The 19,109-nt window shown below is 71.2% G+C and carries 17 protein-coding genes; 9 read left to right on the top strand and 8 right to left on the bottom strand.

Annotation, left to right across the window (positions count from 1 at the left end; genetic code table 11):
- From GVN67_RS21850 to fsa, 3 genes are all read right to left on the bottom strand, one after another.
- Window positions 1–365, bottom strand: a 365-nt coding sequence (locus tag GVN67_RS21850; RefSeq protein ID WP_159999452.1) for a site-specific integrase, incomplete at its 3' end; no start/stop codon positions are given.
- Window positions 362–961: a hypothetical protein gene (locus tag GVN67_RS21845; protein ID WP_159999451.1), complete on the bottom strand. Its 600-nt coding sequence runs from the start codon at window positions 959–961 to the stop codon at window positions 362–364. The genes GVN67_RS21850 and GVN67_RS21845, both read right to left, overlap by 4 nt.
- Before the next feature lie 59 nt (window positions 962–1,020).
- Window positions 1,021–1,677, bottom strand: coding sequence for a fructose-6-phosphate aldolase (fsa, locus tag GVN67_RS21840; RefSeq protein WP_159999450.1), 657 nt, complete (start codon window positions 1,675–1,677; stop codon window positions 1,021–1,023).
- 115 nt (window positions 1,678–1,792) lie between these two features.
- On the opposite strand from fsa, the gene GVN67_RS21835 reads away from it, so the two are divergent.
- From GVN67_RS21835 to atpC, 6 genes are all read left to right on the top strand, one after another.
- Complete coding sequence (locus GVN67_RS21835; RefSeq protein ID WP_159999449.1) at window positions 1,793–3,979, top strand: primosomal protein N'; 2,187 nt, start codon at window positions 1,793–1,795, stop codon at window positions 3,977–3,979.
- Between the two features lie 324 nt (window positions 3,980–4,303).
- A complete protein-coding gene (locus GVN67_RS21830) occupies window positions 4,304–4,885 on the top strand; it encodes a F0F1 ATP synthase subunit delta (protein WP_235035417.1) in 582 nt (193 codons plus the stop codon).
- Window positions 4,885–6,420 (top strand): F0F1 ATP synthase subunit alpha, encoded by a 1,536-nt coding sequence (gene atpA, locus GVN67_RS21825; protein ID WP_159999447.1) that lies wholly within the window; start codon window positions 4,885–4,887, stop codon window positions 6,418–6,420. Before GVN67_RS21830 ends, atpA begins: the two co-directional genes overlap by 1 nt.
- Before the next feature lie 23 nt (window positions 6,421–6,443).
- Window positions 6,444–7,346, top strand: a complete 903-nt coding sequence (locus tag GVN67_RS21820; RefSeq protein WP_159999446.1) for a F0F1 ATP synthase subunit gamma — start codon at window positions 6,444–6,446, stop codon at window positions 7,344–7,346.
- A 17-nt stretch (window positions 7,347–7,363) separates the two neighbouring features.
- Window positions 7,364–8,794 (top strand): F0F1 ATP synthase subunit beta, encoded by a 1,431-nt coding sequence (atpD, locus tag GVN67_RS21815; protein ID WP_235035416.1) that lies wholly within the window; start codon window positions 7,364–7,366, stop codon window positions 8,792–8,794.
- Between the two features lie 21 nt (window positions 8,795–8,815).
- A complete protein-coding gene (gene atpC / locus GVN67_RS21810; protein WP_159999444.1) occupies window positions 8,816–9,229 on the top strand; it encodes an ATP synthase F1 subunit epsilon in 414 nt (137 codons plus the stop codon).
- A 223-nt stretch (window positions 9,230–9,452) separates the two neighbouring features.
- Here atpC and thrC read toward each other — a convergent pair whose 3' ends face one another.
- Window positions 9,453–10,856: a threonine synthase gene (gene thrC, locus GVN67_RS21805; protein WP_159999443.1), complete on the bottom strand. Its 1,404-nt coding sequence runs from the start codon at window positions 10,854–10,856 to the stop codon at window positions 9,453–9,455.
- 87 nt (window positions 10,857–10,943) lie between these two features.
- On the opposite strand from thrC, the gene GVN67_RS21800 reads away from it, so the two are divergent.
- A complete protein-coding gene (locus GVN67_RS21800; RefSeq protein WP_159999442.1) occupies window positions 10,944–12,749 on the top strand; it encodes a prolyl oligopeptidase family serine peptidase in 1,806 nt (601 codons plus the stop codon).
- 20 nt (window positions 12,750–12,769) lie between these two features.
- Here the strand turns inward: GVN67_RS21800 and GVN67_RS21795 are convergent, their stop codons facing one another.
- The 4 genes from GVN67_RS21795 to GVN67_RS21780 all read right to left on the bottom strand — a co-directional run bounded on the left by GVN67_RS21795 (window position 12,770) and on the right by GVN67_RS21780 (window position 16,245).
- On the bottom strand, window positions 12,770–13,231 hold the full coding sequence (locus GVN67_RS21795; protein WP_159999441.1) for a RidA family protein: 462 nt from the start codon (window positions 13,229–13,231) through the stop codon (window positions 12,770–12,772).
- Between the two features lie 12 nt (window positions 13,232–13,243).
- Window positions 13,244–14,302 carry an alanine racemase gene (locus tag GVN67_RS21790; RefSeq protein ID WP_159999440.1) on the bottom strand — a complete coding sequence of 353 codons (1,059 nt, stop codon included), beginning with the start codon at window positions 14,300–14,302 and terminating at the stop codon, window positions 13,244–13,246.
- Between the two features lie 83 nt (window positions 14,303–14,385).
- Window positions 14,386–15,411 (bottom strand): endo-1,4-beta-xylanase, encoded by a 1,026-nt coding sequence (locus GVN67_RS21785; RefSeq protein WP_159999439.1) that lies wholly within the window; start codon window positions 15,409–15,411, stop codon window positions 14,386–14,388.
- 384 nt (window positions 15,412–15,795) lie between these two features.
- Window positions 15,796–16,245, bottom strand: coding sequence for a septal ring lytic transglycosylase RlpA family protein (locus GVN67_RS21780; RefSeq protein ID WP_159999438.1), 450 nt, complete (start codon window positions 16,243–16,245; stop codon window positions 15,796–15,798).
- Between the two features lie 218 nt (window positions 16,246–16,463).
- On the opposite strand from GVN67_RS21780, the gene GVN67_RS21775 reads away from it, so the two are divergent.
- Window positions 16,464–17,729: a pitrilysin family protein gene (locus GVN67_RS21775; RefSeq protein ID WP_159999437.1), complete on the top strand. Its 1,266-nt coding sequence runs from the start codon at window positions 16,464–16,466 to the stop codon at window positions 17,727–17,729.
- The gene (locus tag GVN67_RS21770) at window positions 17,726–19,051 is read left to right on the top strand and encodes a TldD/PmbA family protein (RefSeq protein WP_159999436.1); all 1,326 of its coding nucleotides are present in this window, start codon (window positions 17,726–17,728) and stop codon (window positions 19,049–19,051) included. Before GVN67_RS21775 ends, GVN67_RS21770 begins: the two co-directional genes overlap by 4 nt.
- The last annotated feature ends 58 nt before the right edge of the window (window positions 19,052–19,109 follow it).

The raw sequence follows: 19,109 nt of genomic DNA, 5'->3' as shown, positions 1-19,109 counted from the left end.
AGACGTGTATAAGAGACAGCCTTGGGGCCGCGCAGCCCGGCGAGCGCCAGCGGCTGCAGCCCGTGGTGGCGCGCGAGAAAGCGCAGGAAGCCGCGGATCGCCGCCAGCTGCCGGGCGCGGGTGGCGTTGCCGACGCCGTCGCGGGTGGCGCGCTCGGCCAGGAAGCTGCGCAGATCGGCCGGGCGCAGCGCCTGCAGCGCGTCGAGGTCGGGCTCGGCGCCGAGATGCCGGGTCAGGAAGCCCAGGAAATCGGCCAGGTCGGCGCCATAGGCGGACAAAGTGTGGCGGCTGGCGCGGCGCTCGCGCTCCAGCCAGTCGAGCCACAGCTGGCGGGCGGCGATGCCGGTCAGGCGCGGCGCGGTCATCGGGCCAGCGCCGCGGCCAAAGCGTGGGCCAGGAATTGCAGATGCGGCGTGGCGCCGCGCGCCGGCAGGTCGCGCGCCAGCCGGGCGCCCAGCACCAGCAGCGCCGGGGGGCCGGGCAGCGGCAGCAGGGCCAGGGCGTCGCAGCAGACCAGGGGGGCGGCCTCGGCGTGGAGGAGCGCCAGCTCGGTCGGCGCGGTGCGCAGCAGGGCCTCGCGCCCGGCGGGCAGCAGGCTGGCGACGCTGCCGGGCGGCAGGGTCAGGCGGTGGTGGGCCGGGGTGCCTTCGTCGGCGATGGCGCAATGCGCCAGGCCCAGCAGGTCGGGCCATTCCTGGCGGACGGTCTCGGCCGGGTCGTGGCTGGGGATCAGGGCCAGGACGGCGGCGCGGGTGCGGGCGGCGAAGCCATCGCTCTCGCGCGCGGTGTCGGCCAGGTCGCGGGAGGCGGCGCGCTCGGCGGCCAGCATCGCGGCCATGTGGTCGGCCAGCCCCTCGCCATGGATGCGGCGGGGCGGGCTGAGCATCCGGTACAGCTCCGGCTGCCCGGCCAGGAAATCGGGGTGCTCGCGCAGCCAGGCGGCAACCGTGTCGCCGTCCATCACGATCTCTTCCAGAAAAAAGTGGCCGGGGCGAGAAATCCGCCCCGGTCCCGTTCCTATCAGAGGATGCTCTGCCCCGTCTTCTTCCAATCGGCCAGGAAGGCTTCCAGGCCACGATCGGTCAGCGGGTGCTTGATCAGCTGGCGGATCACCGCCGGCGGCAGGGTGGCGACATCGGCGCCGATCTTGGCGGCCTGGGCCATGTGCAGCGGGTGGCGGATCGAGGCGACCAGCACCTCGGTCTTCAGGTTCGGATAATTGCCGTAGATCTGCACGATGTCGGCGATCAGCTGCATGCCGTCCTGCGCCAGGTCGTCGAGCCGGCCGACGAAGGGCGAGATGTAGGTGGCGCCGGCCTTGGCGGCCAGCAGCGCCTGCACCGGCGAGAAGCACAGGGTCACGTTGACCGGGGTGCCTTCGTCGGACAGGGCGCGGCAGGTGCGCAGCCCGGCCTCGGTCAGCGGCACCTTGACGCAGACATTCTCGGCGATGCCGCGCAGGAAGCGGCCCTCGGCCAGCATGCCCTCATAGTCGGTGGCGGTGACCTCGGCCGAGACATGGCCCGTGGTCACGGTGCAGATCTCGGCGATGACCTCGGCCATGTTGCGGCCGGACTTGGCGATCAGCGACGGGTTGGTGGTGACGCCATCGACCATGCCGAGCTCGGCAAGCGCGCGGATTTCGGACACCTCGGCGGTGTCGACGAAGAACTTCATGTCGGGATTCCCCTGCGGCGGCACGGCGCGGGCGCCGTGACGATGACCTGCGAGGCCCCCCTTCTAGCGGAGAGAGGGTGTTGAACGAAAGGCCGCGCCGCCCGACAACTGCGGCATGGCCCGTCTGCGTGTCCTGCTGCCCCTGCCGCTCGCCGGCGCCTATGACTACCGCGTGCCCGCCGGCTGGCCGGCGCCGCCGGTGGCCGGCAGCTTCGTCGAGGTGCCGCTGGCCGGGCGCAGCATGATCGGCGTGGTCTGGGACGGCGAGGCCGACCCGGACCTGCCGGAGAAGAAGCTGCGCGACATCCGGGAGGTCCTGGACGTGCCGCCGATGACGGCGAGCCTGCGCAAATTCGTCGACTGGGTCGCCGCCTACACGCTGCATCCGCCGGGTGCCGTGCTGCGCATGGCGATGAGCGCGCCCTCGGCGCTGGAGCCGCCGGCATCCAAGGCCGGCTGGCGCCTCTCCGCCGCCGGGCAGCGCGCCAAGCGGGGCGAGGGGAGGCTGACAGAAACCCGGCGCCGGGTGCTGGACGCGATCGAGCCGGGCGACGTCCAGTCGGGCTCGGCGCTGGCCGCCGAGGCCGGGGTCTCGTCCGGCGTGGTGCGCGGCATGGCGGAGGCCGGGCTGCTCGAATCGGCGCTGATGCCGGCCGGCGAGGCCTTCCCCGCCCCCGATCTGAGCCGCCCGGGACCGGTGCTGGGCGGCGAGCAGCAGGGCGCGGCCCAGGCGCTGCGCGCGGCGACGGCGGCGCATCGCTTCGGGGTGACGCTGCTGACCGGCGTCACCGGCTCCGGCAAGACCGAGGTCTATCTGGACGCGGTGGCCGAATGCCTTTCCATGGGACGGCAGGCGCTGGTGCTGCTGCCGGAGATCGCGCTGTCGACCCAGTGGCTGGAGCGTTTCGAGCGCCGCTTCGGCGTCCCCCCCGCGCTGTGGCATTCGGAGCTCGGCGCCCGGCGGCGGCGCGACACCTGGCGGGCCCTGGCCGAGGGCCGCATCCAGGTGCTGGTCGGCGCCCGCTCGGCGCTGTTCCTGCCCTATCCGGATCTCGGCCTGATCGTCGTCGACGAGGAGCACGAGACCGCCTTCAAGCAGGAGGAGGGCGTGGTCTACCACGCCCGCGACATGGCGGTGGTGCGCGCCCGCCTGGCCCAGGCGGCCTGCGTGCTGGTCTCGGCGACGCCCAGCCTGGAGACGCTGAACAATGCCGAGAGCGGCCGCTACGCCGCCCTGCACCTGCCGGTGCGGCATGGCGGCGCCTCGATGCCGGCGGTCAGCATCATCGACCAGCGGGCGACGCCGCCGGAGCGCGGCCGCTTCCTCAGCCCGCCGCTGGTCGACGCCGTGCAGGCGACGCTGGCGGCCGGGCAGCAGGCCATGCTGTTCCTCAACCGCCGCGGCTATGCCCCCCTGACGCTGTGCCGCAGCTGCGGCCACCGCATGCGCTGCCCCAATTGCAGCGCCTGGCTGGTCGAGCACCGGGTGCGCCGCTGCCTGCAATGCCACCATTGCGGCCATGCCGAGCCGATCCCGCAGAACTGCCCGGAATGCGCCGCCGAATCGAGCCTGACCCCGCTCGGCCCGGGCGTGGAGCGGGTGCAGGAGGAGGCGGCGCTGCTGTTCCCCGACGCCCGCCGGCTGGTCATGGCCTCCGACACCATCGCCGGCCCCGCCGCCGCGGCGGAGGCGGCGCGGGCCATCGAGGCGCGCGAGGTCGACCTGATCATCGGCACGCAGATCGTCGCCAAGGGCTGGCATTTCCCGCACCTGACCCTGGTCGGCGTGGTCGATGCCGATCTGGGCCTGGCCGGCGGCGACCTGCGGGCGGCCGAGCGCACCGTGCAGCTGCTGCACCAGGTGGCGGGGCGTGCGGGCCGCGCCGAGGCGCCGGGCCGGGTGCTGCTGCAGAGCTGGAGCCCCGAGCACCCGGTGCTGGAGGCGCTGGTCGGCGGCGACCTGGACGCCTTCATGGCGGCCGAGGCGGAAAGCCGCCGCCCCGGCCACTGGCCACCTTTCGGGCGCCTGGCCGCGCTGATCGTCAGCGCCGATGACGAGCGCGAGGCCGACCGGGTGGCGCGCGATCTGGGCCTGACCGGGCCGGAGGGGGAGGGGGTGCAGGTGCTGGGGCCCGCGCCCGCCCCCCTGGCGCTGCTGCGGGGGAAGCACCGGCGGCGGCTGCTGCTGAAGGCGCGGCGCGACATCGCCGTGCAGCCGCTGCTGCGCGAATGGCTGGCGCGGGTGCATATTCCGGCCTCGGTCCGCGTCCAGGTCGATGTGGACCCGGTCAGCTTTTTGTAAGTCGCTGTTTTCCGCGGCGGCGTGGCGCGGCCCGGGTAGCGCCTGGCGATTTCTCGGGGCCGGGTGTTGAAAGCGCGGGCGGGCGCCCGAGATCAGGCGCTGGCCCAAATCGGGGTCCGGGCAACGAAATGTGCCCATCCGGTGAAAGAGCGGTAACGAATCCGCCGCCGCCCCCGTTGCCGCCAAGCAATCCCCTGTGTTAATGCCGGGCCGCCGCAGCGGGCCTCGTCCGCTCGCGTCGAAATCATGTCCATCCGCCGCCAGACCGTCGAGTCGGTCGCGCGCGCGGCAGGACGCCGGGAAAGCAAGAGAACGGGATCCTCCGTGGCCTCCGAAGCGACCAACGTCTCGCCGAACGCGACCCACCCCTCCGGCCTTGCCCAGCGCTACGCGTTGGCCTTGCTGGAGCTGGCGAAGGACAAGAAGGCGGTCGACACCGTCGCTGCCGAGCTGGATAAGCTCGCTGTGCTTGTCGCCCGGGACGCGGCCTTCGCCGCCTTCATCCACGACCCGCGGCTGGACAGCGTGGCGCAAAGGCGCGGCGCCTTCGCCGTGCTGGAGCGCGCCGGGGTTTCCGGCGATGTCCGGAACCTGGTCGGCGTGCTGATCGCCAACCGCCGTCTGTCGACGCTGCCGCAGGTGCTCAGCGCCTTCGGCGTGCTGCTGGCGGAACAGCGTGGCCAGCAGACCGCCGAGGTCACCACCGCCCATCCGCTGACCGACGTCCAGCGCACGCAGCTCGCGGCGCGCCTGACCGAGGCCGGCTATTCCAACGTGAAGCTGGTCGAGCGCCTCGATCCCACCCTGCTGGGTGGCCTGGTCGTGCGCCTCGGGTCCCGCCTCTACGACAGCTCGATCCAGTCCAAGCTGCAGCGTCTGCAGTACGCCATGAAGGGGGCCGCCTGATGGAAATCCGTCCCGCCGAGATCTCGGAGATCCTGAAGCAGCAGATCGCCGGCTTCGACGCCGAAGCGAATGTTGCCGAAGTCGGCACCGTCCTGACCGTGGGTGACGGCATTGCCCGCGTCTACGGCCTGCAGAATGTCATGGCCGGCGAGCTGGTGGAGTTTCCCTCCGCCGGCCTCAAGGGCATGGCGCTGAACCTCGAGACCGACAATGTCGGCGTCGTCATCTTCGGTGACGACAGCGGCATCCGCGAGGGTGACAGCGTCTCGCGCACCGGCGACATCGTCTCGGTGCCGGTCGGCAAGGGTCTGCTCGGCCGCGTGGTCGACGGTCTCGGCAATCCGATCGACGGCAAGGGCCCGCTGGTCGACGTGACCAGCACCCAGGTCGAGGTGAAGGCGCCGGGCATCATCCCGCGCAAGTCGGTGCACGAGCCGATGCAGACCGGCATCAAGGCGATCGACGCCCTGATCCCGATCGGCCGCGGCCAGCGCGAGCTGGTCATCGGCGACCGCCAGACGGGCAAGACGGCTGTCATCATCGACACCATCCTGAACCAGAAGGCGATCAACGCCGGCGACGACGAGAGCAAGAAGCTCTACTGCATCTACGTCGCAGTGGGTCAGAAGCGCTCGACGGTCGCCCAGCTGGTCCGCACCCTGGAAGAGAACGGCGCGCTCGAGTATTCGATCGTCGTCGCCGCCACCGCGTCCGACCCGGCGCCGATGCAGTTCCTGGCGCCCTATACCGGCTGCGCCATGGGCGAGTTCTTCCGCGACAGCGGCCGCCACGCCGTCATCTTCTACGACGATCTGTCGAAGCAGGCGGTCGCCTATCGCCAGATGTCGCTGCTGCTGCGCCGCCCGCCGGGCCGCGAAGCCTATCCGGGCGACGTCTTCTACCTGCATTCCCGCCTGCTCGAGCGCGCGGCGAAGATGGGCGAGGCCGCCGGCCTCGGCTCGCTGACCGCGCTGCCGGTCATCGAGACGCAGGCGGGCGACGTTTCCGCCTACATTCCGACCAACGTGATCTCGATCACCGACGGCCAGATCTTCCTGGAGACCGAGCTGTTCTTCAAGGGCATCCGCCCTGCGGTGAACGTCGGCCTCTCGGTCTCCCGCGTCGGCTCCGCTGCCCAGGTCAAGGCGATGAAGCAGGTCGCCGGCAAGATCAAGCTGGAGCTGGCGCAGTACCGCGAGATGGCGGCCTTCGCCCAGTTCGCCTCCGACCTCGACGCCTCGACCCAGGCGCTGCTGGCCCGTGGCGCGCGCCTGACGGAGCTGCTGAAGCAGCCCCAGTTCAAGCCGGTCTCGATCGAGGAGCAGGTGATCTCGCTCTTCGCCGGCGTTCGCGGCTACCTGGACAAGGTGCCGGTGAACAAGGTCGGTGCCTTCGAGGCGCAGCTGCTGTCGTCGATCCGCGCCAACGCGCCGGAGATCGCCGAGAGCATCCGCGACAAGAAGGAGATCACCAAGGAGAACGAGGCCAAGCTGGTGTCCTTCATGGACGGCTTCGCCAAGTCCTTCGCGGCCTGAAGGCAGGCTCGGGGGAGTAATCCATGGCCAACCTGAAGGAGCTCCGGGGGCGCATCAACAGCGTCAAGTCGACCCGGAAGATCACCCAGGCGATGAAGATGGTCGCGGCGGCGAAGCTCCGCCGCGCCCAGTCCCAGGCGGAAGCGGCACGCCCCTATGCCGAGCGGATGGCGCGCATGCTCGCCTCCCTCGGCCAGGCGGTGGCCGGCAACCCTGACGCGCCGAAGCTGCTGGTCGGCACCGGCGCCGACCAGGTCCACCTGCTGGTCGTGGTGACCGCCGATCGCGGTCTGGCCGGGCCCTTCAACACCAATGTGGGGCGCCATGCGCGCGCCCACATCCGCAAGCTCGAAGCCGCCGGCAAGACCGTCAAGGTCCTGACGGTCGGCCGCAAGGGCGCGACCTACCTGAAGCGTGAATTCGCCAGCCGCATGGCCGGCGAGATCACCTTCCAGGGCAAGAAGCGCGTCGGCTTCGAGGATGCGAACGCCATCGCGCTGCGCCTGACCGGCATGCTCGAGGCCGGCGAGTTCGACGTCTGCACGCTGATCTACAACCGCTTCCGTAGCGTCATCCTGCAGATCCCGACCGACCAGCAGCTGATCCCGGCCGAGCTGCCGGAAGCGGCGGCGGTGCCGGCGGCGTCGGGCGAGGCCGCCGGGGAAGCCCAGGCCTGGTACGAATACGAGCCGGACGAAGCGACCATCCTGGCGCAGCTGCTGCCGAAGAACCTCGCGATCCAGATCTATCGCGCGATCCTCGAAAGCGCTGCCGGCGAGCATGGCGCGCGGATGAACGCGATGGACAACGCGACCCGCAACGCCGGCGACATGATCAACAAGCTGACCCTGACCTACAACCGTACGCGTCAGGCGAACATCACCCGCGAGCTGATCGAGATCATCTCGGGTGCGGAAGCCCTCTGAGGGGAATGAGCACAGCCATGAAGAACAACGTTGGCAAGGTCACGCAGGTCCTCGGCGCTGTCGTGGACGTGCAGTTCCCCGCTGAACTGCCGCGCATGCAGAACGCGCTGAAGGTGATGATCGGCGGCCGCACCCTGGTGCTGGAAGTCGCGCAGCACCTCGGCGAGCGGACCGTCCGCACCATCGCCATGGACACGACCGACGGTCTGGTCCGTGGGTCCGAGGTGGTCGACACCGGGGCCGGCATCTCGGTCCCCGTCGGCGAAGGCACGCTGGGCCGCATCCTGAACGTCATCGGCGAGCCGATCGACGAGCGGGGCCCGGTGAAGGCCGACAAGAGCTACACCATCCACCGCCAGGCCCCCTCCTTCGAGGACCAGGCGACCTCGGCCGAGATCCTGGTCACGGGCATCAAGGTCGTCGACCTGATGTGCCCCTACCTGAAGGGCGGCAAGATCGGCCTGTTCGGCGGCGCCGGCGTCGGCAAGACCGTCACCATCCAGGAACTGATCAACAACATCGCCAAGGGCCATGGCGGCGTCTCCGTCTTCGCCGGCGTCGGCGAGCGGACCCGCGAGGGCAACGATCTCTATCACGAGATGATCGATGCCGGCGTCATCAAGCTGGGCGAGAACGGCTCCACCGAGGGTTCCAAGGTGGCCCTGGTCTATGGCCAGATGAACGAGCCGCCGGGCGCGCGCGCCCGCGTCGCCCTCTCGGGCCTGTCCATGGCGGAATACTTCCGCGATGAGCAGGGCCAGGACGTGCTGTTCTTCATCGACAACATCTTCCGGTTCACGCAGGCCGGCGCCGAGGTTTCGGCGCTGCTGGGCCGCATCCCGTCCGCCGTGGGTTACCAGCCGACGCTGGCCACCGACATGGGCGCGCTGCAGGAGCGGATCACCTCGACGAAGAAGGGCTCGATCACCTCGGTCCAGGCCATCTACGTGCCCGCGGACGATCTGACCGACCCGGCGCCCGCCGCCTCCTTCGCCCACCTGGACGCGACCACGGTGCTGTCGCGCTCGATCGCCGAGCAGGCCATCTTCCCGGCCGTCGACCCGCTGGACTCCACCAGCCGTGCGATGGACCCGCGGATCCTGGGCGACGAGCACTACAACACCGCCCGCGAGGTGCAGCGCATCCTGCAGACCTACAAGTCGCTGCAGGACATCATTGCCATCCTGGGCATGGACGAGCTGTCCGAGGACGACAAGCTGGTCGTGGCGCGCGCGCGCAAGATCCAGCGCTTCCTCAGCCAGCCCTTCCACGTCGCCGAGGTCTTCACCGGCTCCCCGGGCGTCTTCGTCAAGATCGAGGACACCGTCCGGTCGTTCGCCGCCATCTGCAAGGGCGAGTACGACCACCTGCCGGAAGCCGCCTTCTACATGGTCGGCACCATCGAGGACGCGGTGAAGAAGGCCGAAGGCCTCAAGGCCGCGGCCTGAGGATCGATAGGGAGCTGACCCATGGCGACCTTCGACCTTGAGCTGGTAAGCCCGGAGAAGCTGCTCCTCTCCCGCCCCGTCGAGATGGCGATCATCCCGGCGGCGGAAGGCGAGATGGGCGTGCTGCCCGGCATGGCGCCGATGATCGTGGCCCTCAAGGGCGGCGTCATCCGCGTGCAGGAAAACGGCGCGATCACCGAGAAGCTGTTCGTCATGGGCGGCTTCGCGGAAATCACGCCGACCCGGGTGACGGTGCTGGCGGACGAAGCCACGCCGCTGGCCGAGCTGTCGCGCGGCGACGCCCAGGCGCGGGTGAAGCAGGCCGAGGCCGACTACGAGGCCGCCGCCGCCTCCGCGACGCCCGAGGAACGCGAAGCCGCCATGGACCGGCTGCTCGCCGCCCGTGAGATGGAGCAGGCCGCGGAAGCCGCCTGATCCCGCCTTCGGGATGGATCGATTGAGCCCCGGGCCGGAAGGTCCGGGGCTTTTTCGTTGTCAGGGCAGGGGTAGAGGCAGGCCAGGGGAATGAATTCCCCTGGACCCCATCTTTTTTCTGTCCATTGGCCGTGTCACGCGCCGTCTCCACCTGGACACGGCAGTCACCGCAGAAAAAAGAAGGGGGCCTGGGGGAATTCATTCCCCCAGCCTTCCCTGTCTTTCAGACGTTCCGCCGCACATGCCCACGCACGGCCGCCTCGATCTGCCCCAGGTCGTTCGGCAGCACCGAGAAGCGTTCCTCGCGGTCATAGAGGTCGGCCATCCGCGCCGGCAGCGGCGGGCGGAAGCCGGTGGCTTTTTCCACCGCGTCCGGGAATTTCGCCGGATGCGCCGTCGCGGCCACGATCACCGGGATACCCTTGTCCTCGGGCAGGTGGGCGCGGCCGGCGGCGATGCCGATGGCGGTATGCGGGTCGGCGAGATACCCGCAATCGCGGTGCAGGCGGCGGATTTCCTCCAGCGTGCCCTCGTCGCTCAGGGTGAAGCCCTGGATCAGCCGGGTGGCCTGCTGCCAGGCGGCGTCGGGCACCGGCATGCGCCCTTCGGCGCGGAAGCGCTGCATGGTGCTGGCGGTGGCGGCGGCGTCGCGGCCGAGCAGCTCGAACAGCAGGCGCTCGAAATTGGAAGAGACCTGGATGTCCATGCTGGGCGACAGCGACGGCGCCACCGCCTGCATCGACATGTCGTTGCCGGACAGGAAGCGCGTCATGATGTCGTTGCGGTTGGCGCCGATGATCAGCCGCTCGATCGGCAGGCCCATGCGGCGGGCGACCCAGGCGGCCAGGACATTGCCGAAATTGCCGGTGGGCACGGCCACCGCCACGGGGCGGTCGGGGGCGCCCAGCGCCAGCGCGGCATAGGCGTAGTAGGGCACCTGCGCCGCGATGCGCGCCCAGTTGATCGAGTTCACCGCCGAGAGCTGCATCTCCGTGCGGAACGGCGCATCGGTGAACATCGCCTTCACCAGGTCCTGGCAGTCGTCGAAGCTGCCCTGGACGGCGATGTTGTGGATATTGGGCGACAGCACCGTGGTCATCTGCCGGCGCTGCACCGCGCTGGTGCGGCCTTCGGGGTGCAGGATGACGACATCGATGGCGGCGCGGTCGCGGCAGGCCTCGATGGCGGCCGAGCCGGTATCGCCCGAGGTCGCGCCGACGATGGTCACCCGCTCGCCGCGCTTGGCCAGCACATGGTCGAACAGCTGCCCGAGCATCTGCATCGCCATGTCCTTGAAGGCGAGCGTGGGCCCATGGAACAGCTCCAGCGCGAAGAGCTGCGGCTCCAGCTGCACCAGCGGCGCCGTGGCCGCGCTGCCGAAGCCGGCATAGGCGCGGTGCGCCAGCTCCAGCAGCTTGGCCTCGGGCAGCGACTCGCCGGTGAAGCGGGCCATCAGATGGGCCGCCACCTCGGCATAGGGCCGGCCGCGCAGGGCGCGCCATTCGGCCGCCGAGAGCTCCGGCCAGGCCTCTGGCATGAACAGGCCGCCATCCTCGGCCAGACCGGCCAGGAGGACGCCTTCGAAATCGCGGGCTGGGGCCTGGCCCCGGGTCGAGACATAGCGCATGGGGGGCGCAGACTAGTCCGGTCGCGGCCCGCTGGCCATGGCGTCCGCCGCTTGGCGGGCAGGCATTTCGGGTCCAGGCTTTCGTCCATGAACGCCCCCTCGCTGCTTGAGCGCCTGCTCGCCACCCCGGCCGCCAGCCTGCCGTCCCATGCCGGCGATGGACGGCTGTACTTCCTGCAGGACAGCGGCGGCTCGGCCCAGGTCTGGGAGCTCGCGGCGGGCGCCAGCGCGCCGCGGCAGCGCACCGCGCATGCCGATGCGGTGTCCTTCGTCGCCGGCCTGCCGGATGGCGGCGCCATCTTCGGCCGCGACGGCGCCGGCGACGAGCGGCACCAGCTCTACCACCTGCCGCCGGAGGGCGAGGCGCGGCCGCTGACCGCCGATCCGCGCACCATCCATGACTGGGGGGCGGTGTCGCCGGACGGGGCGCGCATCGCCTTCACCGCCAATCGCCGCGACCCGGCGCATAGCGACGCCTGGGTGATCGAGCTCGCCACCGGCGAGGCCCGCTGCGTCGCCGAGCGCCAGGGCCCGCACGAGCTGCAGGGCTGGAGCGCGGATGGCGCCGCGCTGCTGCTGGCCACCGCCCCGCGCACCTTCGAGGCGACGCTGCTGCGGGTCGCCCTGTCCGGCGGCGCGGTGACCGAGCTGACCCCGCATGATGGCGATGCCCGCCATCTGAACCCGCGCGCCAGGGCCGATGGCGGCGGCTTCTGGCTGCTCACCGATCGCGGCCGCGCGTTCCTGGCGGTGGCCTTCCTGCGGGAGGGTGGCGCGCCGGCGCTGCTCTACGCGCCGGAAGCCGATGTGGAGAAGCTGGAGCCGTCGCCGGACCAGCGCCATCTGGCCGTGGTGGTGAACGAGGGCGGCTATTCCCGCCTGCGCCTGCTCGACGCGGCCGGCGCCGTCATCGCCGAGCCCGGGCACCCGGCAGGCGTCATCACCAGGCTCTCCTGGTCACCGGACGGGCAGAAGGTCGTCTTCGACCTGGCGCGGTTCAGCGCGCCCTCCTCGCTCTATGCGGCCGGGCTGGACGGTGCCGCGGCCCTGCTGGTCCACGGCGCCACGCCGCCGGAAGGGCTGCGCCACTGGCGGACGCTGGCCTTCCCCAGCTTCGACGGCCGCCGCGTGCCGACCTTCCTGGCCCTGCCCGACGGCCCGGTCCCGCGCGAGGGCTGGCCGATGCTGGTCTGGGTGCATGGCGGCCCGGCGATGCAGGCCCTGCCCAACTGGCGCCCCGACCTGCAGGCGATCCTGGCCCAGGGCATCGGCGTGCTGGTGCCCAATGTCCGCGGCTCCACCGGCTATGGCACCGGCTATGCCGCGCTCGACGACCGCGAGAAGCGGCTGGACAGCGTCGCCGACCTGGCCGCCGCCCATGCCTGGCTGGGCGAGCAGCCGGATGTCGACGGCACCCGCATCGGCATCATGGGGCAGAGCTATGGCGGCTGGATGGTGCTGGCCGCGACCACGGAATATCCGGAGCTCTGGGCCTGCGGCATCGATTTCTACGGCATCGCCAACTGGCACAGCTTCTTCCGCAACACCGGGCCCTGGCGCATCGACCATCGCGCGGCGGAATACGGGCATCCGGTGCGGGATGCCGCGCTGCTGCGCCGGCTGTCGCCGCTGCACCAGGCGGCGCGCATCCGCTGCCCGCTGCTGGTGGCGCAGGGCCTGACCGACCCGCGCGTGCCGCCCTCGGAAAGCGAGCAGATCGTCGAGGCGCTGCAGGCCAAGCGAATCGCCGTGCAGTACCTGACCTTCGCCGATGAAGGCCATGGCTTCACCAAGCGGCATAACCGGCGGGCGGTCTATGAGGCGGTGATGCGCTTTCTCGATGCGCATCTGAAGGCCAGGGGCGCCGCCCCTGGACCCGGCCGGGGGAGCTGAGCTCCCCCGGGACCCCCGCATCAATCCAGGATGCGAATCACCGCCTCGATCTCCACCGGCACGTTGGAGGGCAGCGAGCCCATGCCGATGGCCGAGCGGGCGTGGCGGCCGCGCTCGCCCAGGACCTGCACCAGCAGCTCGGAACAGGCATCGATCACCTTGGGCTGGGCGCCGAAGTCGGGCGTGGCATAGACCATGCCGAACAGCTTCAGGAACTCCACCTTCTCCAGCGAGCCCGCCGCCGCCTTGGCCACCGCCAGCAGATGCAGCCCGCAGATCACGGCAGCCTTCTGGCCCTCCTCCAGCGTCAGCGCCTCGCCCACCTTGCCGGTGACCAGGCTGCCATCGGCAAAGCGCGGCACCTGGCCGGAGAGGAAGGCGATCTCGCCCGCCCGCTTGAACGGCACGTAGTTGAACAGCGGCTTGCCCACCACCGGCAGGGTATGGCCCAGCGCCGCCAGGCGCGCTTCGGATTCGCTCATCGTCACTTCCCCTCAGACAGTCCGGCCGCGCGCGGCGACCTCGACGAAACCCTGGAACACCCCGCCGCGCACCAGCGCGATGCGGTCATGCAGGTTGCTCACCGGGCAGACATGGTTCGGCACCACGCGCAGCCGCTCGCCCAGCACCGGCTTCCTCGCGCAGGCGGACAGGTCGACCATGCCGTGCTCCTCGCTCAGCCGCTCGAGCTTGGCCTCGGGGTAGTCGGGGAAGTAGCCGTACCCCTCCTGCACCCCCGCCGGCATGATGTCGGCGGCGAAGGTCTTGCTGCCGCCATCGATCACCGCGCGGTCCCCGGTCGGCCGGCTGATCACCGTGACATGCAGGTGCAGCGCGCAATCGGCCCAGCCGGCATGGCCGGCGGCGACCATCATCCGGTCGTTGTAGATATAGGTGCCGACCCGCAGCTCGTTGATCGGCGCCGTCTCATGCGCGTGGAAGGCATTGGGCGTGCCGCCGCCGGTCAGCACCGGCGCGGCGATGCCGCGCGAGGCCAGCTGCGGCAGGGCGACTTCCAGGAAATCGGCGCTGGCCTTGCTCAGCGGATAGGTCATCAGCCCGTCGAGCCGCAGCCCGGGCGTGGCGCGCACCGCCTCCGCCAGCTCCAGCATGGCGTCGACCGAGGTGACGCCGGTGCGCGCCGCGCCGCTGTCGAACTCGATGACCACGCCGATCTCGGCGCCCGACTGCCGCGCGGCGCTGGCGGCGGTGGCCAGGGCGATCGGGTTGTCGATCGCCACCCGCATCTTCGCCCGCGGCGCCAATGCCGCCAGGCGGGCGGCCTTCGCCTCGCCCATCAGCGGGTAGCTGATAAAGATATCGGTCAGGCCGGCATCGACCATGACCTCGGCCTCGCCCAGCTTCTGGCAGGTGATGCCCTGCGCGCCGAGCTCGACCTGCCGCTGCGCCAAAGCCGGGATCTTGTGCGTCTTGATGTGCGGCCGCAGCGCCAGGCCGTGCTGGTCGCAATAATCCTGCATGCGCTTCAGGTTGGCCTCGACCACATCGAGGTCGACCACGGGCACGGGCGTTTCGAGAGAGGCGAGGTCCATCACGGCTCCAGCAGGCATTTGTTCACGCCGCCGGAGCAAACACCGGATGCGCCCCGCTGTCGCCCCCCCTTCAGTCGACCCCTTCAGTCGCCGCCGCGGAAGGCCCGGGCCAGCGCCGCCCACATCGGCTTGCGCTGCCAGTTGTCGTCCAGCGGCAGGCCACGATGCACCCGGCCCTGGCCCATGGCCACCGCCTGGGTATTGGCCAGCCAGGAATACTTGTCGGTCAGGCCCCAGCTGAGCACGGTGCGGGCGCCGCCCTCCAGCGCGGTGGAGACGAAGGCATAGGTCCGCTCGGCGATCAGCGCGTCGCGCGCGGCGATGTCCTGCGGCGCGTCCCAGGTCTCGCGGATGTCGAGCTCGGTGATCAGCACCTGCAGCCCGAGCGCGCGCACCTCGGCCAGGAAGCCGGCGAAGGAGGCCGCGTTGAACGGCCGCGACATGTGCAGGTGGCCCTGGATGCCCAGCGCATCGAGCGGCACCTTCCGCTCCAGCAGGCCGCGCAGCAGGGCCAGCAGCTGCTGCCGCTTCAGCAGCGCCTCCGGCACGTCTTCCTCGAAGCCGTATTCGTTGAGGACGATGCGCAGCGTCGGATCGCGCTCCCGCGCCATCCTGAGCGCGATGTCGATGTATTCCGGCCCCAGCGCCCGCAGCCAGGGCGTGTCGCGCAGCTGGTCGCCGGCGGTGGCGATCGGCTCGTTCACCACGTCCCAGTCGCGGATCTGGGCCCGCGCATGGTTCAGCACCCGGTCGAAATGCGCCGTCATCACGCCCAGCGCGCGCGGGCGCCCCTCGGTCAGCGCCTGCTCCGCCCAGGCCGGCAGGCTTTCATGCCAAACCAGCGCATGGCCGCGCACCGTCCGCCCCCGCTGCTGCGCCCAGCGCAGCTGCGCGTCGAGCAGCGAGGTGTCGAACTTGCCTTCCTCCGGCTGCAGGGCGGCGAACTTGCCTTCCCATTCCGGCACGATGACCGCGGCCTCGGCGGCGAAGGCGGCCTCATAGGCGGGGTCGCGCGCCATCAGATGGGTCAGCATGGCGGCGCCGAAGCTGATGCCGCGGGCGCGGGCGATCTCGCCCAGCCCGGTCATGGCGCGCAGCACCTCCGGCATCTGCTGGTCCTGGGCCCGGGCGCGCACGCAGCTGGACAGGGCCAGGCCGCTGGCGGCCAGCAGCAGGCCGCGGCGAGCCAGCGCCGGGGCCGCGAGCGGCCGGGCGGGAAACTTCGGGCTCAGGATAGACCTCCGGCCGATGCGCGAAGGCCAGAGGGTACCGGGTCCGACACACTGTCGCAACGGATGAGAAATTTTTCTGCCGGACTGCCGTGTCCACGCGGAGACGGCGCGGGAACCGGCCCCGTGGCAGCGCGGCCTTCAAGGGGGCGCCGTTGCGTCCCGCCGCGACGCCAGGGTGGCGGTGCCGTCGAAGCACTGGCCGCCGAACGGCCGACCGGCGGAAAAATCCAGGGGAATTGCTTCCCCTGGCCTCGCGTCCTGCTACCCCGGCTGGTCCGGAACCCGGATCGGCGTCACCTCCACCATCGCCACCCCCTGCCGCAGCATCCCGAGCTGTGCCGCGGTGCCGGGGCTGAGGTCGATGACGCGGCTGCGCAGATGCGGCCCGCGATCCTCGATGGTCACCACCGCGGTGCGGCCGTTCTCCAGGTTCTTCACCCGGGCGACGGTGCCCAGCGGCAGGGTGCGGCTGGCGGCGACGGCGGCGTCGCGGTTGAAGCGGCGGCCATTGGCCATGCGCCGCCCGTGGAAGCGGCTGGCGTAGAAGGAGGCCCTGCCGCGCTGGATGCGCGGCGCGGCGTGGTGCTGGCGCTGGCTCTGGGCATGCGGCTCGCGGCGCGGGCCCTTGGCCTCGGCGCCGGGCACCAGGCCCACCAGGCCCAGTCCCAGCGACAGCGCGGCCATGGCGGCCGCGCGGCGGATGACGCGCATGGCATTTCCCCTCTGACGGTCCCGTCCTTCCTGTAGATGGGGTGCCGGGGGCGGCGGCCCAAGGCGCGCCCGCGCCATCGCCCCCGGGCAGAGGGCAGGGCTGCCCTGACGGCAATGGCCGGCAACGGGGTCGCGAAGCGCGTCCATAGCCCTTACATTGTTGCCCAACGACAGCTTCGCGCCCAACCTGCCGGGCGTGCCCCAGGGAATTCTGAACCATGTCTGATGCGGTGCGGCTGACGCGCCTTCCCAATGGATTGACCATCGTCTCCGAGGCCATGCCGCGGGTCGAGACCGTCTCCATCGGTGCCTATGTCCATGCCGGCACCCGCGACGAATCGGCCTCCGAGAACGGCGCCTCCCACTTCCTGGAGCACATGGCCTTCAAGGGCACGACCAAGCGGGACGCCTCGGCCATCGCGCGCGACATGGAGAATGTCGGCGGCCACCTGAACGCCTACACGGCGCGGGAGCAGACCGCCTACTACGCCAAGGTGCTGAAGGAGGACATGCCGCTGGCCGCCGACATCATCGGCGACATCCTGACGCATTCCACCTTCATCCCCGAGGAGATGGAGCGCGAGCGCGGCGTGATCCTGCAGGAGATCGGCCAGGCCAACGACACGCCGGACGACATCGTCTTCGACCATTTCCAGGCCACCGCCTATCCTGACCAGCCGATGGGCCGCCCGACGCTGGGCACCGAGGCCAGCGTCAGCGGCATGGGGCGCGAGGTGCTGACCGAATACATGCGCCGCCATTACGGGCCGAGCCGCATGGTGGTGGCCGCCGCCGGCGCGCTGGAGCATGACAAGCTGGTCAGCCTGGTCGGCCAGCATTTCGCCGACCTGCCGCTGGTGGCGCCGAGCCCGGCCGAGGTCGCCCGCTATGGCGGCGGCGAGTTCCGCGAGGAGCGTGAGCTCGACCAGGTGCATGTCGTGCTCGGCTTCGAGGCGGCGGCGGTCGCCACGCCGATGCACTACCCGACCATGCTGCTGTCGACGCTGCTGGGCGGCGGCATGTCGTCGCGGCTGTTCCAGGAGATCCGCGAGAAGCGGGGCCTGGTCTATTCGATCTATTCCTTCGCCCAGCTGTTCCGCGACAACGGGCTGTTCGCCATCTACGCCGGCACCGGCGAGGACCAGGCGGCCGAGCTGGTCCCCGTGGCGCTGGAGGAGCTGAAGCGCGTCCAGCACGACGTCACCGAGGACGAGCTGGCCCGGGCCAAGGCGCAGCTGCGCGCCTCGGTGCTGATGTCGCTGGAATCGACCGGCAGCCGCTGCGAGCAGCTGGCCCGGCAGATCCAGGTCCATGGCCGTATCATCCCGGTCGAGGAGACCAAGGCCAAGATCGCCGCGGTGACGGTCGAGCAGGTGCAGGCGGCCGCCGCCGCCATCTTCCGCTCGCGCCCGACGCTGGCGGCGCTGGGCCCGGCCGGCAAGGTGCCGGGCCTGCCCAGCATCGTGGAGAAGCTGGCCGCATGAACCGGCTGGAGCGGCTCGAAACCCTCGTCGCCGCGGCGCGTGCCGCGGGGGCGGAGGCCGCCGATGCGCTGCTGATCAGCGGCACCTCGCTGGCGGTGCAGTGGCGCCTCGGCAAGATCGAGCAGCTCGAGCGGTCGGAGGGGCTGGACCTCGGGCTGCGCGTGCTGGTCGGGCGGCAGCAGGCCATCGTCTCGGCCACCGACGCCGATCCGCGCGGCTTCCAGGCGCTGGCCGAGCGGGCCGTCGCCATGGCCCGCGCCGTGCCGGAGGACAGTTTTGGCGGTTTGGGCGAATACCGCCCGCTGGTGGTGCGCGACCTCGACCTGGCCGATGACGCGGAGCCCGATGCCGATGCGCTGATCGCCCGCGCCCGGCTGGCCGAGGAAGCCGCGCTGGCGGTGCCTGGCATCACCAACAGCGAAGGGGCGGATGCCAGCTACTCGCGCACCGGCATCGCCATCGTCAGCTCCAACGGCTTCGCCGGCGACTATGCCCGCACCGGGCATGCGACCTCGGTCACCGCCCTGGCCGGCAGCGGCACGGGCATGGAGCGCGACTACGACCATTCCAGCACCGTCCACCTGGCCGATCTGGAAGACCCCGCCGGCCTCGGCCGCAATGCCGCCGAGCGGGCGCTGGGCCGGCTGAACCCGGCCAAGCCGAAGACCGGCAAGCGCGACATCATCTTCGACCCGCGGGTCGCCGGCTCGCTGATCGGCCACCTGGCCTCGGCGCTGAACGGCGCTGCGGTGGCGCGCGGCACTTCCTTCCTGCGCGACCGGATGGGGACGCGGGTGCTGCCCGCCGGCCTGTCGCTGCGCGACGACCCGCTGCGGGTGCGCGGGCTGCGCTCCCGCCCCTTCGATGGCGAGGGCATGCCCGGCGCGCCGCTCGCCCTCGTCGAGGACGGCATCCTGGCCAGCTGGGTGCTGGACTGGCGCAGCGCGCGGCAGCTCGGCCTGGCCTCCACCGGCCATGCCAGCCGCAGCATCTCCGGCCCCCCGGCGCCGGCCACGACCAACCTGTGGCTCGAGGGCGGCCAGGGCACGGCCGCGGCGCTGATGGCCGATATCGACGACGGCATCTATGTCACCGAGATGATCGGCATGGGCGTCAACGGCGTCACCGGCGACTACAGCCGCGGCGCCGCCGGCTTCATGATCCGCAACGGCCAGCTGGCCGAGGCGGTGTCGGGCATCACCATCGCCGGCAACCTGAAGGACATGTTCCTGGGGCTGCGCGCGGCGGGCGACCTGCGGTTCCGGCGGGGGACGGATGCGCCGACGCTGCGGGTGGATGGGCTGATGGTGGCGGGGGCCTGAGGGAAGGCCAGGGGCGCTGCCCCTGGACCCCGCCGGGGGAACTGAGTTCCCCCGGACC

The organism is Roseomonas sp. 18066, from assembly GCF_902706185.1.
Taxonomy (GTDB): Bacteria; Pseudomonadota; Alphaproteobacteria; order Acetobacterales; family Acetobacteraceae; genus Pseudoroseomonas.
This window is presented reverse-complemented; position numbering and strand designations above follow the sequence as displayed.